This is a genomic window from Kitasatospora sp. NPDC047058 (assembly GCF_040643935.1).
In the GTDB taxonomy this organism is placed as follows: Bacteria; Actinomycetota; Actinomycetes; order Streptomycetales; family Streptomycetaceae; genus Kitasatospora.
The window spans coordinates 24,338-39,498 of record NZ_JBEYVJ010000040.1; the positions used below are offsets into that span (position 1 = coordinate 24,338).

The 15,161-nt window shown below is 74.7% G+C and carries 8 protein-coding genes; 6 read left to right on the forward strand and 2 right to left on the reverse strand.

Translation table 11 applies throughout. The features are described 5' to 3' along the window. The first annotated feature begins 12 nt into the window (after positions 1 to 12). Entirely contained in the window at positions 13 to 942 is a 930-nt protein-coding gene (locus tag ABZ885_RS09140; protein WP_360185332.1) for an HAD-IB family hydrolase, read from the forward strand. Between the two features lie 423 nt (positions 943 to 1,365). Here ABZ885_RS09140 and ABZ885_RS09145 read toward each other — a convergent pair whose 3' ends face one another. Then, positions 1,366 to 2,259, reverse strand: coding sequence for an oxidoreductase (locus ABZ885_RS09145; protein ID WP_360185335.1), 894 nt, complete (start codon positions 2,257 to 2,259; stop codon positions 1,366 to 1,368). Positions 2,260 to 2,525: 266 nt separating this feature from the next. On the opposite strand from ABZ885_RS09145, the gene ABZ885_RS09150 reads away from it, so the two are divergent. The 4 genes from ABZ885_RS09150 (at position 2,526) to ABZ885_RS09165 (ending at position 11,665) form a co-directional block, all read left to right on the forward strand. Then, positions 2,526 to 3,518, forward strand: coding sequence for an ATP-binding protein (locus ABZ885_RS09150; RefSeq protein WP_360185337.1), 993 nt, complete (start codon positions 2,526 to 2,528; stop codon positions 3,516 to 3,518). Between the two features lie 456 nt (positions 3,519 to 3,974). Then, positions 3,975 to 6,371: a SulP family inorganic anion transporter gene (locus ABZ885_RS09155; RefSeq protein WP_360185339.1), complete on the forward strand. Its 2,397-nt coding sequence runs from the start codon at positions 3,975 to 3,977 to the stop codon at positions 6,369 to 6,371. 208 nt (positions 6,372 to 6,579) lie between these two features. Beyond that, entirely contained in the window at positions 6,580 to 8,535 is a 1,956-nt protein-coding gene (gene acs, locus ABZ885_RS09160; protein WP_360185342.1) for an acetate--CoA ligase, read from the forward strand. A gap of 187 nt (positions 8,536 to 8,722) precedes the next feature. Continuing rightward, positions 8,723 to 11,665 carry an AAA family ATPase gene (locus tag ABZ885_RS09165; RefSeq protein ID WP_360185345.1) on the forward strand — a complete coding sequence of 981 codons (2,943 nt, stop codon included), beginning with the start codon at positions 8,723 to 8,725 and terminating at the stop codon, positions 11,663 to 11,665. On the opposite strand, the gene ABZ885_RS09170 is transcribed toward ABZ885_RS09165, so the two are convergent. Further along, positions 11,666 to 14,491, reverse strand: a complete 2,826-nt coding sequence (locus ABZ885_RS09170; protein WP_360185348.1) for a BTAD domain-containing putative transcriptional regulator — start codon at positions 14,489 to 14,491, stop codon at positions 11,666 to 11,668. 256 nt (positions 14,492 to 14,747) lie between these two features. On the opposite strand from ABZ885_RS09170, the gene ABZ885_RS09175 reads away from it, so the two are divergent. After that, positions 14,748 to 15,158 carry a winged helix-turn-helix domain-containing protein gene (locus tag ABZ885_RS09175; protein WP_360185351.1) on the forward strand — a complete coding sequence of 137 codons (411 nt, stop codon included), beginning with the start codon at positions 14,748 to 14,750 and terminating at the stop codon, positions 15,156 to 15,158. The last annotated feature ends 3 nt before the right edge of the window (positions 15,159 to 15,161 follow it).

Here is a 15,161-nt window from a genome sequence, read left to right on the forward strand (position 1 = left end):
TCCTCGGTTCCCGTGGACACCACCGAGAACGCCGACGAGTACGCCGACGAGTCCCCGGACTCCACCGCCGCGCCCGCGGAGAACACCGGGAACGCCGAGAACGCCGCCCGCAGGCCCCCGGCCGCCCGCCCGCGCGCGGCCGGCCCCCGGACCGCGGCCTTCTTCGACCTCGACAAGACCATCATCGCCAAGTCGAGCGCCCTCGCCTTCAGCCGGCCGTTCTACCAGGGCGGCCTGATCAACCGTCGGGCCGTACTGCGCAGCGCCTACGCCCAGTTCGTCTTCCTGGTCGGCGGCGCGGACCACGACCAGATGGAGAAGATGCGCGAGTACCTCTCCGCGCTCACCCGGGGCTGGAACGTCCAGCAGGTCCGCGAGATCGTCGCCGAGACCCTGCACAACCTGATCGACCCGATCATCTACGACGAGGCCGCCTCGCTGATCGAGCAGCACCATGCGGCCGGCCGCGACGTGGTGATCGTCAGCAGCTCCGGCTCCGAGGTGGTCGAGCCGATCGGCGCGCTGCTCGGCGCCGACCACGTGATCGCCACCCGGCTGAAGATCGAGGACGGCTGCTACACCGGCGAGATCGAGTACTACGCCTACGCCGAGAACAAGGCTGCCGCCATCCGGGAGTTGGCCGCGAGCGAGGGCTACGACCTCGCCGACTGCTACGCCTACAGCGACTCCTCCACCGACCTGCCGCTGCTGGAGGCGGTGGGCCACCCGTCCGCCGTCAACCCGGACCGCGCGCTGCGCAAGGAGGCGGTGGCCCGCGAGTGGCCGGTGCTGGTCTTCGACCGCCCGGTGGAACTGCGGCGGAGGCTCCCGGAGTTCTCCGCGCCGAGCGGCTCGGTGCTCACCGCCGTGGCGGTCGGGACGGCGGTACTGACGGCCGGGTTGATCTGGTACGTGGCGCGCCGCCGTCGGCCAGCCGCCTGAGCAACCACCGGACGCCCCGGGCGGTATCGCCGTCCGGGGCGGGGTGGTGTCCTGCCCCGGACGGCGGCCAGGACACCAGGACTGATCAGGGGCTTTGGGACAAAACGGGCAAAAGCCGAAGACTTCTCGTTTCGGGTTCCCCTTTCGCCCGAAACGCGATACAAATGAAGCACGGCCCGCGAGACCCGGTCAGGACCGAAGAGGTCAAACCGACAACGCAGTTCAGGCCCCACGGACCGCGCGTACAGATAACCGAGCACCCACATGCAGCCGACCCGCTGTCGGGCCGCCGCACCAGACGAACGGGCAGGATCCCCGTCTGATGGGCACTTCCGGTGCATGCTTGGTCACCCGGTACCTGTGCCAGCGGCGGCACCCGGCAGGATCAGGTGCCGCCGCATCCCGTTGTCCGGAGCCCCGGACTCAGACCATGCCGCGCTGCATCGCCTCGCAGACCGCCGTGCTCTCCCGCACGCCGAGCCGCAGCGCCCGGCCGGAGTACGCGATCCAGGCCGCCATCCCCTCCGGGGTCCCCGCCAGATAGCCGGCCAGCGCCCGCCGGTAGGCGTCCGTGCCGAGCTCCGCGAGCCCGACCTCGGCCGGGCAGATCGACTTCGGGTCGAGCCCCTCCGCGATCAGCACGATCCGCTGCGCCGCCCGCGCGATCACGCCGTTGTGCGAACGGAACGGGCGCAGCGCGAGCAGTTCCCCGTGCACCACCGAGGCCACCACCAGGGCCGGCGTCCCGACGCCCTGCCCCTCCGCCCGGGCGACCAGCAGCCGGGAGAGCTGGTCGAGCCGCGCGGCGACCTCGTCGGCCCCGGGGGCCGGCGGCAGCGCGGCCACCGGGTCGCCGGCCGCGGGATCGGCCTCGACGCTCTCCACCGGGTCGAGCTCCAGCGGGAACAGCTCCTCGGCGGCCTCCCCGGCCCGCCGCGGCCGGCCCGCGGCGGCATCGGCGTCGCCGACCGCCAGCAGGTGCAGCCGGGCCAGCACCTGGAGCGGCGAGTGCCGCCAGACGCTCAGCAGCTGGCCCGCCTCGGCCGCGATCCGCAGCGCGGCGCCGACCGTGCGCGACTCCGGGTCGGCGCTGAAGTCGCTGCGGCGCCGGACCTCCTCCAGGGGCCAGTCCGCCCCGGCCAGCGCCGCCGAGGCGCGGGCGCCGCGCAGCGCGGACTCGGAGGTGACCTCGGCCGCGCGGCGGCGCATCACCCGGTGTCCATAGAGGCGGTCGACGGCCTTGCGCACCTCGGCCACCGCGTCCGGCACCCCGGGGAGCTGGGCCAGCGGGGCGAGGGGATCTGTTCCAGTGCTCACCTACCCGAGGGTAATGACCAGAGGGCCACTCCCGGAACAGCAACCCCGGATCACCCGTTCGAGGCAATCGTCACTCCCCTCCGACGAGGAAGCCGAAACCCCGGATAGCATGCCACTATCGGAGACGATAACGATTTCCAACTATGGGGATCGTCGACCCCGGCGCGGAGCGGAAGCGGCGCGGAACCCCCGCCCCCGGATGCGGCGGCGGGGCACCGAGCAAGCGGCCCCGTGCACGGGCCCCAGAGCGAGAGCCGGAGTCCCAGATGAAGATCGCCTTCGTCGGCAAGGGCGGCAGCGGCAAGACCACGCTGTCCTCACTGTTCATCCGCCACCTGGCCGCCGCGGGCCGCCCGGTCATCGCCGTCGACGCCGACATCAACCAGCACCTCGGCCCCGCGCTCGGCCTGACGGACGCCCAGGCCGCCGAACTCCCCTCGCTCGGAGCCCGCCTGCCCGAGATCAAGGAGTACCTGCGCGGCGGCAACCCGCTGATCCGCTCCGCCGAGGAGATGATCAAGACCACGCCGCCCGGCCGGGGTTCGCGTCTGCTCCGGATCGTCGAGGAGAACCCGGTCTACGCCGCCTGCGCCCGCCCGATCGCGCTGGACGAGGGCTCGGTGCGGCTGCTGGCGACCGGCGCCTTCACCGAGGCGGACCTCGGGGTCGCCTGCTACCACTCCAAGGTCGGCGCGGTCGAGCTGCTGCTCAACCACCTGGTCGACGGCCGGGACGAGTACGTGGTCACCGACATGACCGCGGGCTCCGACTCCTTCGCCTCCGGCCTGTTCACCCGCTTCGACCTGACCTTCCTGGTCGCGGAACCGACCCGCAAGGGCGTCTCGGTGTACCGCCAGTACAAGGACTACGCACGCGACTTCGGTGTGCAGCTGCGGGTGATCGGCAACAAGGTCCAGGGCCCGGAGGACGTCGAGTTCCTGCGCCGCGAGGCCGGCGACGACCTGCTGGCCACCTTCGGCCACTCCGACTGGGTGCGCCGGCTGGAGCAGGGCGCCGAGCCGCCGCTGCGGACGCTGGAGCCCGGCAACCGGGCCGTGCTGGAGCGGCTGCGCGCCGAGGCCGACGCCGCCCACGACCTGCGTGACCCGCGCCGCTACACCGAGCAGGCCGTCCTCTTCCACCTCCGCAACGCCGAGAGCTGGGCCAACGCCAAGGTGGGCGTCGACCTCGCCACCCAGGTGGACCGGGGCTTCGTGCTCGGCGGCGAACAGCCCGCGACGGCGGGCGCGCACGCCTGACGGACGCCGCCGGCCGCTCTCCGGCGGGCCTGCACCGAACGGGCTGCGGCTCCTCCCCGCGCAGGGGGAGGAGCCGCAGCCCGTTTCTCGTGCCACCCGCCCGGCCGCGCACGCCGGATATGCCTGCCCGTCAGCAGATTCCCATCGGTTCGACTACCACCCAATGGGGTGAACCAGGGCCCTTCCCCCTGTCGCCCGAGATGACGCTGTGCAAAGCTTTCATTACCCTCGGTTTACCGAGTCTTGATGGTCCTCTCCGAGGCATGCCCGCCCTCGCCTCCTCGAGGCCCGCTGATGGTCCACGGCCCGGCCGGTGACACCCGCACTCCCCGCCGCGCCCGCGCCATCCCGCCACACCGTCGCGACCCACGACAGCCGATCCGGCTCCCCGAGCCGCACAACCGGACTCACCACCGGACCTGACTGCGTTCGCTCCCCCGGAAAGACGGGAAGACAATGACCCTCGACATCTCCAGCGCCCCCATCGCCTCCGACACCACCGACCACGCCCCACCCGGCCCGTCCTCCCGCACCCGGTGGATGCAGGACCTCTCCGCCTCCCTGGTGGTCTTCCTGATCGCCGTGCCGTTCTCCCTCGGCATCGCCCTGGCCACCGGCGCCCCGCTCACGGCCGGCCTCGCCGCGGCGGCCGTCGGCGGCATCGTGGTCGGCGTCTTCGGCGGCACCCCCCTCCAGGTCAGCGGCCCCTCCGCCGCGCTGACCGTGATCACCGCGGGGCTGATCTCCCAGTACGGCTGGCAGGCCACCTGCGCCATCACACTCGCCGCCGGGCTGCTCCAACTCCTGCTCGGCGTACGCCGGGTGGCCCGAACGGCGCTCGCCGTCTCGCCCGCCATCGTGCACGGCATGCTGGCCGGCGTCGGCCTCACCATCGCCATCGCCCAGCTGCACGTCGTCCTCGGCGGCTCGCCGCAGAGCTCGGCCCTCGCCAACCTGCTGGCACTGCCGAGCCAGCTGGCGGGCCCGCACCCGGCCGCAATGGCCGTCGGCGCACTCACCGCGGCCGTCCTGCTCGGCTGGCCACGGCTCGGCCGACTCCCGGGCAGGGCCGGCGAGTTCGGCACCCGGCTGGCCAAGCTGCCGGGCCCGCTGGCGGCCGTCGCCGCCGCGACGGCCCTCGCCATGGCCCTCGGCCTGCAGCTGGCCCGGGTCGAGCTGCCCGCCTGGGAGCCGCACGACCTCGTCCCCGACCTGCCGCACGGGCCGCTCGCCGCGATCCTGGCCGCCGTGCTGACCGTCACCGCCGTGGCGAGCGTCGAGTCCCTGCTCTCCGCCGTCGCGATCGACCGGATGTCGCACCGCACCGGGGACCTCGACCGCGAGCTCCGCGGCCAGGGCATCGCCAACATGGTCAGCGGCCTGCTCGGCGGCCTGCCGATCGCCGGCGGCGCCGTGCGCAGCACGGCCAACGTCCGGGCCGGCGCGCAGAGCCGCTGGTCCTCGATCCTGCACGGCGCCTGGGTGCTCGCCGCGGCGCTGGCGCTCACCGGCGGACTGCGCCGGATCCCGCTCGCCGCCCTCGCCGCCCTGGTCCTGGTCGTCGGCCTGCAGATGGTGAGCTTCGCGCACATCCGCAAGGTGCACCGGCACCGGGAATTCCCGGTCTACCTCATCACCGTGCTCGGCGTGGTGCTGCTCGGCGTCCTGCCGGGCGTCGCCATGGGCGCGGCGACGGCCGTCCTGCTCGCGCTCTACCGCCTGACCCGCGCCCACGTGGACGTCCTGGCCGGCCCGGACGGCTCGGTCACCGTCCAGACGCACGGCCCGCTCACCTTCACCACCGTGCCCCGGCTGAGCCGCGCGCTGGCCGGCATCCCCGCCACCACCGAGGTGACGGTCGTCCACGACGGCTCCTTCCTCGACCACGCCGCGTACGAGACGCTGCACAGCTGGCGGGCAGGACACCAGGCGGCCGGCGGCCGGGTCACGATGGTGACGCGCCGCCAGGACGACGAGGTCCTCGACCCGGACGGGACGGTCCGGACGGGCAGCTCCCCCGGCCCGCACCGCTGCCGGGCCTGGACTCCATGGGTCGGACACCACTGCATCGAACAGCAGGAGGATCCGCACGGCCGGCTGCTGGACGGCGTGCGGGGGTTCCAGCTGCACACCGCCCCGCTGATCCGCCCGGAGCTGGCCCGGCTCGCCCGGGAGGGACAGACACCCTCCCAGCTCTTCCTGACCTGCGCGGACTCGCGGATGGTCACCAGCATGATCACCAACAGCGGTCCCGGCGACCTCTTCACCGTGCGCAACGTCGGCAACCTGGTGCCCGCGCCGTTCGAGCCCGGCGCGAACGACGACTCGGTGGCCGCCGCCGTGCAGTACGCCGTCGAGGTGCTGGAGGTACGGTCCATCACGGTCTGCGGCCACTCCGGCTGCGGCGCCATGAAGGCCCTGCTGGACGGCGTGCACGAACAACCGGGGCCGCCGACCGCACTGGCCCGCTGGCTACGCAACGGCCGCGGCTCGCTCGACCGGCTGCGCCGCGTCCCCGCCGAGTTCACCGCCCGGCCGGCGGTCGACCTGGTCGAACAGCTCTGCATCACCAACGTGGTCCAGCAGCTCGACCAGCTGCTGGCGAACCCCGCGGTGGAGCGCCGGGTCGCCGAGGGCGCGTTGCGGCTGGTGGGGATGTACTTCGACTTCGCCACCGCCCAGGCCTACGTGCTCGACCGCGAGAGCAACCGGTTCAGCCCGGTCGAGGCGTTCGAGGCCGGATCGGCCGGCTCGGTGCCCTGCGACACGCCCGAGCGGGTGCAAGAAATCGAACAGGCCTCCGGGGCCGGCCTCACCACCACGGCCGGAGGCGACCCCCGGCTGGCCGCGTGACAGCAGGCCCGCGCCCCACCAGGCGTACCAGGGGCGCGGGCCGCCCCCAGTTCGGCCAACCCGTTCGACTCTCGATCAAAGGTCTACACCAATTCCCAGGAGCCTCTTGTCAACAGACCGCTTCGCCTGGTGAGCTGTGCGCTGGGACACACGGGACAATCCCCACGCACGGGAACGATCCCGATCATGACTCGATGAGGAGTGCGCGTTGAGCAACGAGAGCCTGGCCAACCTGCTCAAGGAGGAGCGGCGTTTCGCCCCGCCGGCAGAGCTCGCCGCAGCCGCCAACGTCACCGCGGCCGCGTACGCGCAGGCCTCCGAGGACCGTCTGGGCTTCTGGGCCGAGCAGGCCCGCCGGCTGTCCTGGGCCGTGGAGCCCACCGAGACGCTCGACTGGTCGAACCCGCCGTTCGCCAAGTGGTTCGCCGACGGCCGGCTCAACGTGGCCTACAACTGCGTCGACCGCCATGTCGAGGCCGGGCACGGCGACCGGGTCGCCATCCACTTCGAGGGCGAGCCCGGCGACAGCCGCGCGATCACCTACGCCGAGCTGAAGGACGAGGTCTCCCGCGCGGCCAACGCCCTGCTGGAGCTCGGCGTCACCAAGGGCGACCGGGTCGCGGTGTACCTGCCGATGATCCCCGAGGCCGTCGTCGCGATGCTCGCCTGCGCCCGGATCGGCGCCACCCACTCCGTGGTCTTCGGCGGCTTCTCCGCCGACGCGGTCGCCTCCCGGATCCAGGACGCCCGGGCGAAGCTGGTCATCACCGCCGACGGCGGCTACCGCCGCGGCAAGCCCTCCGCCCTCAAGCCCGCCATCGACGAGGCGCTGACCAAGGCCGACGGCGTCGAGCACGTCCTGGTGGTGCGCCGCACCGGCCAGGAGACCGCCTGGACCCAGGGCCGCGACGTGTGGTGGCACGAGATCACCGCACGCCAGAGCGCCGAGCACACGGCGGAGCCGATGGAGGCCGAGCACCCGCTGTTCATCCTCTACACCTCCGGCACCACGGGGAAGCCGAAGGGCATCCTGCACACCTCCGGCGGCTACCTCACCCAGGCCGCGTACACCCACCACGCCGTCTTCGACCTCAAGCCCGCGACCGACGTGTACTGGTGCACCGCCGACATCGGCTGGGTGACCGGCCACTCGTACATCGTGTACGGCCCGCTGGCCAACGGCGCCACCCAGGTGGTCTACGAGGGCACCCCGGACACCCCGCACCAGGGCCGGTTTTGGGAGATCGTGCAGAAGTACGGCGTCACCATCCTCTACACCGCGCCGACCGCGATCCGCACGTTCATGAAGTGGGGCGACGACATCCCCGCCAAGTTCGACCTCTCCTCGCTGCGGGTGCTGGGCAGTGTCGGCGAGCCGATCAACCCCGAGGCGTGGGTCTGGTACCGGGAGCACATCGGCGCCGGCAAGGCCCCGATCGTGGACACCTGGTGGCAGACCGAGACCGGCGCGATGATGATCAGCCCGCTGCCCGGTGTCACCGAGACCAAGCCCGGCTCCGCCCAGCGCGCCCTGCCCGGCATCGCGGCCACCGTCGTCGACGACGAGGCCCGCGAGGTCCCCAACGGCTCCGGCGGCTACCTCGTCCTCACCGAGCCCTGGCCCTCCATGCTCCGCACCATCTGGGGCGACGACCAGCGCTACCTCGACACCTACTGGTCGCGCTTCGAGGGCCGCTACTTCGCCGGTGACGGGGCGAAGAGGGACGAGGACGGCGACATCTGGCTGCTCGGCCGGGTCGACGACGTCATGCTGGTCTCCGGCCATAACATCTCCACCACCGAGGTCGAGTCCGCCCTGGTCGGCCACCCCGCCGTCGCCGAGTCCGCCGTGGTCGGCGCCACCGACGCCACCACCGGCCAGGCCATCGTCGCCTTCGTCATCCTGCGCGGCACCGCCACCGACAGCCCCGAACTGGTCGAGGAGCTGCGCGCCCACGTCGGCCGGACCCTCGGCCCGATCGCCAAGCCCAAGCAGATCAAGGTCGTCGGCGAGCTGCCCAAGACCCGCTCCGGCAAGATCATGCGCCGCCTGCTGCGCGACATCGCCGAGGGCCGCGAGGTCGGCGACACCACCACGCTGGCCGACAGCACGGTGATGAACCTGATCCAGTCCCAGCTCCCGCCCGCGGGCAGCCAGGGCTGACACCCGGACAGCACCGTGCCCCGGGTCATGATCATTGCTCGGGGCACGGACGACTTATCGGGCAGTTACACGTGCTCGGCAGGATGTGGTTCCAGCCGGACCGGGCGGGTCCCCGACGACCCGCCCGGACGGCCGACGGGCCGGCCGACAGCCGGTCCGGGACACCGACCAGCACCCTTGAGCACCGATGCCTGAACTCACCGCCCTGAAGTCCGCCCCCACCACCGCGCACTCCCGCACCCCTGCCGCCGGCCCGGCCGCCGGCGGACCGCACCGCCGGTCCGACGACCCCCTGCTGATCGGCCGGGACCGTGAACTCGACGCCCTGGAAGGACTGTTGCGGCAGGGTGCGGCGGCCGGCACGTCCGTCCTGATCCAGGGCGGATTCGGCACCGGCAGGACCGCCCTGCTCCGCGAGGCGCTCGGCCGGGCCCGTCGCGACGGCGACACCGTCCTGTCGGCCTGGGCGGACCCGTCCGAGCAGGGGGTGGAACTCGGCATCGCCCGCCAGCTCTTCGAGCCGGCGCTCGGCGCCGCCGGCGGTACCGGCACCCCGCTCACCGGACCGGCCGCGCACGCCGCCGGCCACCTCTGGCCGGACGGCCCCGCGGCGCCGGACACGCCCGCCGGCGAGCCGTCCGCCGGCGACCCGACCGCCGCGACGCTGACCGGGCTGTTCCGGCTGACCGCGCACCTCGCCGCCCGCGGCCGGCTCGTCCTCGGCGTCGACGACCTGCAGTGGGCCGACCGGGCCTCCCTGCTCTGGCTGCAGCGCCTGCTCCGCCGGGCCGACGAGCTGCCGGTGGTCGTCATCGCCACCGTCGGCCCCGCACCGGCGACGGCCGGCCCGGACGTCCTCGGCCGGCTGGCCCCGCTCTTCCGGCACCGGGTCGCGACGGCCGCCCTCGACGCGGAGGCCGTCGCCGCCGTCACCGAGAAGGTCCTCGGCGCGCCCGGCGACGCCCCCTTCCACGACGCCGTACGGACCATGACGGGCGGCAACCCGTTCCTGCTGCACACCCTGCTGCGCACGGTCCGGGCCTCCGGGGCGGCGCCCGACGCGGAGACCGCCGCCCGGATCACCCGGTTCGTCCCGGCCGACACGGGCCGGGCCCTCCACCCCCTCGTCACGACCGCAGGACCGCACACCCTGGACGTCGCCCAGGCCGTCGCCGTCCTCGGCGACACCCCGGCCCTCGACGTGGTCGCCGCCGCCACCGGCCTGCCGGAGCCGGCGGTCCTGGACGCCGTCCACGCACTGGAGCGGACCGGCCTGATGCGCCGCAGCGGGCACGCCGCCGCCTTCGTCTGCCCGATGATCGGGGCCGCGCTCGCCGACGACGTCCTCCCCAGCATCCGGCAGGACGTGCACGTGCGCGCCGCCGAGCTGATGCTGGCCCAGGGCGCGCCCGCCGAGCGGACGGCCGTCCACGCCGTCCACGCGTCGCTGGGCCTGCCCTGGGTGCCCGAGGTGCTGGAGCGCGCCGCCGCGGAGGCGATGCGCACGGGCGCCACCGGCCGCGCGGCCGAACTGCTGCGCCGCGCGCTGCGCGAGCCGCTGGAGGACGAGCTGCGGGCCACCCTGGTGATCCGGCTGGGCGAGGCGGGCCTCGCCTTCGACGTCCCGGAGGCGGTCCGCAACCTCTGGCTGGGGCTGGACCTGTCCCGTGACCCGGCCGAACGGGCCGCCACGGCGCGCCTCCTGGCCGGCGCCCTGTTCGCCGTGGACCGCTACCCGGAGGGACTGGCCGTGCTCGAACGCACCGCCGCCTCGCTGCGCGGGACCGACCCGGCGCTCGCCCTGCGGCTGGAGGTCGACCAGGTCTACGCCGGCCTGCACGAGGTCGAGTCGGCACCGGGCGTGCTGCCCCGGCTGGCGGACCTGCGGATCGAGGACGCGGCCGGCACCTCGGCCGAGCGTCCGCTGGCCGCGCTGCTCGGCCTGCGCGCGATCATGCACGGCGAATCGCCGGCCGAGGCCGTCACCCTGGTGCGGCAGGCGCTCACCCACGGGATGAACCCGGCGGACGACGAGTCCTTCGTCTACTCGGGCGCCGTGCTCCTCCTCGGGGCCACCGGCGAGACGGAGCTCGCCCTCGACTACGCCGACGCGGCGGTGGAACAGGCCCGGACCCGCGGCTCCGCCTTCACGCTCGCGCACAGCCGCATCATCCGGGCCGCCGTCTACGGCCAGCTAGGCCGGGTGCCGGAGTGCCAGGACGAGGCGGAGGCCGCCCTGGTGGCGCTCCGGGAGATCGGCGTCGGCCCGTGCCACAGCCACAGCGTCCTCGCGGCGGCCACCCTGGCCGACGCGCTCGTCCTGCAGGGCCGGCTCGACGAGGCGCAGGAGGTCCTGGAGCACGCCGGCCTGACCGCCGGCCTGAACGGCCACTGGATCAACGACTGGGTCCACCTGGTCCGCGGCCGGCTGCGGGCGGCCCAGGGGCGGCCCGAGGAGGCGATCGCCGACTTCCGCGAGTGCGGCCGGCGCACCGCGGCCCGGGGCATGCGCTGCCCGTGGATCTACCCCTGGCGCTCCGAGGCCGCCGTCGCCCACGCCGCGCTCGGCGAGCACGGGCGGGCCCGGGCCCTGGCCGCGGAGGAGCTGGAACTCGCCCGGGAGTGGGGGGTGCCCGAGCACGTCGGCGTGGCCCTGCGCGCGCTGGCCCTCGCCACCGGCGGCCCGGAGGGGCTGGACCTGCTGCGCGAGGCCGTCCGGACGCTGGCCGGCACACCGGGCCGGTCCCGGCACGCCCAGGCCCTGGGCGATCTCGGCGCCCAGCTGCGCCGCGCCGGGCGGGTGCCGGAGGCCCGGGCCTGCCTCCAGGAGGCGGTCACCGCGGCGCACCGCTGCGGCGCCGCGCTGGTGGCCGACCGCGCCCTGGACGAACTCCGCGCGGCCGGCGACCGCCCCCGCACCCGGTCCTTCCACGGGCCCGCCGCGCTGACCCCGGCCGAGCACCGGGTGGCGGGCCTGGCGGCCAAGGGCATGACCAACCGGGAGATCGCCCAGCACCTGTTCGTCGGCCTGCGCACGGTGGAGGTCCACCTGACCCACGTCTACGGCAAGCTCGGCATCGACGGCCGCCCCGGGCTGGCCGACGCGCTCGCCCCGTCGGCCAGCCCTTAGCTAGGCGCGGGTGCGGGCGAGCAGGTCGAGCGCCGCGGTCTCCGTGTCCTGCCGGTACAGCCGGCGGCTGGCCGTGACGGCCTGCTCGGCCCGCTCCGCCGCCTCGGCCGGCCGGCCCGCGTCCAGGTGGCAGTTGGCGAGGTGCAGCAGGGCCATCGGCTCGAACACCAGGAAGCCGTGCGCGGCGGCCAGCGCCAGGCCCTGCTCGTGCAGCGCGATCGCGCGGTCGGTCTCGCCGAGGCCGCGGGCCGCGCGCCCGGCCGAGTGCAGGGCGTAGACCTCGCCGAACGGGTCGTCGACGGAGCGGAACAGGGCGAGGCTCTGCTCGGCCGCGCTGGCGGCCGTCCCGGGATCGCCGAGGGCCAGGTGCCAGACGACGCTGGTGGCCAGGGCGTTCGCCTTGGTCCAGTCGCTGTGGCAGTCCTCGGCCAGGCGGACCGTCTCGGCGTGCAGGACCAGCGACTCGTCGGTGCGCCGCCGCAGGTGGGCGATCATGGCGCAGACGTTGGTGACCTCGGCGAGCACGGGCAGGTCCCCGCAGTCCCGGGACCGCGTGGCCGCCTGCGCGGTGACCGGCTCGGCCTCGTCCAGCAGGCCGAGCTGCATGAGCCCCCCGCCGAGCATGTAGCCGGCCCGGCCCTCGGACCGGGCGTCGCCCCGCTCGGCGGCCTGCCGCATCGTGCGGCGGCAGACGTCGACGATCGCGCCCCACCGGAACCCGTTCTCCAGGTGCGGGTCGAGGGCGAGCAGCAGGTCGGCGACGACGCGGTGGGCACCGGCGATGTCGAGCGCCTGCTCGGAGAGGGAGAGGAGGTTCCCGCCCTCCTCGTCCAGCCAGCGGCGGCCGGCCGCGCGGTCGGGCGTCGCCGAACCGGTCACGGCCACGTCGCGCAGGACGTCCGGCACGGCGTGGCCGGGGCGCACGGCGCGGTAGGCGTCGGTCGCCGTCGCGACGGCCTGCTCGACCATCCGGAGGATGAGGCCGGCGCGGACCGCCTCCGGGTCGAGCTGCTCGGCCCGGGCCTGGGCGAACAGGCGCAGCAGGTCGTGGTACCGGTAGCGGTCGGGCGCCGGGGACTCCAGCAGGCCGGCGTGGACGAGGTCCTCCAGGACGTCCAGGGTGGAGCCCTCGCCGAGTTCCAGGGCCGCGGCGGCGGCCGGCAGCGACAGGTCGGCGGTCTGCGGGACGGCCAGCAGCCGGAAGGCGCGCGCGGCGGCTGCGGGCAGCTGGTCGTAGCTGAGCTGGAAGCACGCCTCGACGGCCAGGTCGTGGACGCTCAGCTCCGCCAGCCGCTGCCGCCGGTCGGCCAGCCGTTCGCCGATCGCGGCGAGCGGCCAGTCCGGGCGCAGGGCGCTGCGGGCGGCGACGATCCGGATCGCCAGCGGGAGGTGGCAGCAGGCTTCGAGCAGGTCGCGGGCGGCCTCGGGCTCCGCGGCGACGCGCGGCCGGCCGGCGATCCGGGAGAACAGTTCGAGCGACTCGTCCGGCTCCATGACGTCCAGGTCCACCTGCCGGGTGGGGGCCAGGCCGAGCAGGTTCGAGCGGCTGGTGACGAGGACGGTGCTGTGCTCGGAGCCGGGCAGTAGCGGACGCAGCTGGGCGAGGTCGCGGGCGTCGTCCAGCACGACCAGGACGCGGCGGTCGGCGAGCAGTGAGCGGAACAGCGCCGACCGCTCCTCGGTCTGGTCGGGGACGGCGCTCTCGGGGACACCCAGCGACCGGAGGAAGTGGACCAGGACCGCCCCGGGGTCCATCGGGTCGGGGCGGCCGCCGCGCAGGTTGACGTAGAGCTGCCCGTCGGGGAAGCGGTGGCGGACCTGCCGGGCGAGGTGGACGGCCAGCGCCGTCTTGCCGACGCCGCCCATGCCGGCGACGGCGACGATGGTGGGCGCGAAGGCGGGCGGCTTCTCCACCAGCGCCACCAGGGACCGGAGCAGCTCCCGGCGGCCGGTGAACTCCGAGGCGTCCGCGGGCAGTTGCTCGGGGCGCGGGCGGCTCGGCCGCTGACCGGGGGCGGCGGCGGCCGGTGCGTTCGGTGCTGCCGGCGCGTTCGGCGCAGCCGGTGCGGTGAGCCCGGGGTCGCCCTGCCGGATCCGCTCGTGCAGTTCGCGCAGCGGCAGGGTCGGCTCGACGCCCAGCTCGGCGTCCAGGGCGCGGCAGGTGCCGGCGAACGCCGCCAGGGCCTCGGCCGGCCGCCCGCTGCGGTACAGCGCCGTCATCAGCAGCGCCGCGAGCCCTTCGTGCAGCGGGAACTCCTTCGCCAGGGTGGCGAGTTCGTCCACCAGCTCGGTGTGGCGGCCGAGTTCCAGGCCGAGTTCGAGGCGCTCGTGCAGGACGGCGAGGCGGAGCTGGGCGAGCCGTTCCCGCTGCCGCTCGGCGTGGCCGCCGGGAAGGCCCGCCAACGGCTCACCCGCCGGCAGGTCCAGCGCCCGGCCCAACTGCGCGGCGGCTCCGGCGGCATCACCCTCCGCCCGGAGCCGGGCGGCGTCCTGCGCCAGTCGCTGGAAGACCGCGAGGTCCGTCCCGTCGGGCGCGAGCCGCAGGGCGTAGCCGCCGCCCACCGAGACCAGCACCTGCGGTGCGGTGCGGTCCTCCTCCAGCGCGGAGCGCAGCCCGGAGACGTGGTTGCGGATCGCGGCGACGGCGTGGTTGGGCAGCGCCTCGCCCCACAGGCCGTCGATCAGCTCCTCGGTGGTGACGGCGCGGCCGTCGGCTCCCGCGAGCATGGCCAGCACCGCGCGCCGCTGGGCCGGGCCGAGCGGGAGTTCGGCGTCGCCGCGCCACGCCCGCACCGGTCCGAGCAGGGATATCCGAATGCCGGTCACGTGTCTTCCGTCCGTCCGTTCCTGGTCCGCCCGCCGCGGCCGGACGGCCGGGACGAGACGGGGCGAGACGGGCCAACCTACCTGTTCTCCACCAGGACGGACGTTCCCCGGGGGCGGACGGCGTGCCGGACGGGCATGGGACAATCCCACCGGAGCCGCCGGTATCGGTCGGATCCGGGCGATGACGGTGACACGGCACGGCACAGCACGGCACGGCACAGCGGGGCGGCGTCGGTCAGAGGGGCGAGCGAGGGACATGGCGGGGCTGCGGATCTCCGTGCTGGGGCCGGTTCGGGTCCGGTACGGCGGCCGGGACGTCCCGGCGGGCTCCGGGCAGCGCCAGGCGGTGCTGGCAGCGCTGGCCCTGCGCGCCGGGCAGGTGGTGACGGCCGACGAACTGGCCGGTCTGGTCTGGGGGGAGAGCGCGCCGGCCTCGGTCGGCGCGGTGGTGCGCAACCACATCTCGAAGCTGCGGGCCGCCATCGGCACCGCCGGAGGTGACGCGGCGTCGGTCCTGGTGTCCCGGGGCGGCGGCTACGCCCTGCAGCTCGCGGAGGACGGCCTGGACGCCGGGGAGTTCGCCCGCAAGGCGTGGGTCACGGAACGGTTCACCGAGGCCGAGATCAACGCGGCCCCGCACCTCCGGGTGACCACCCTGGTCCGCTGACCG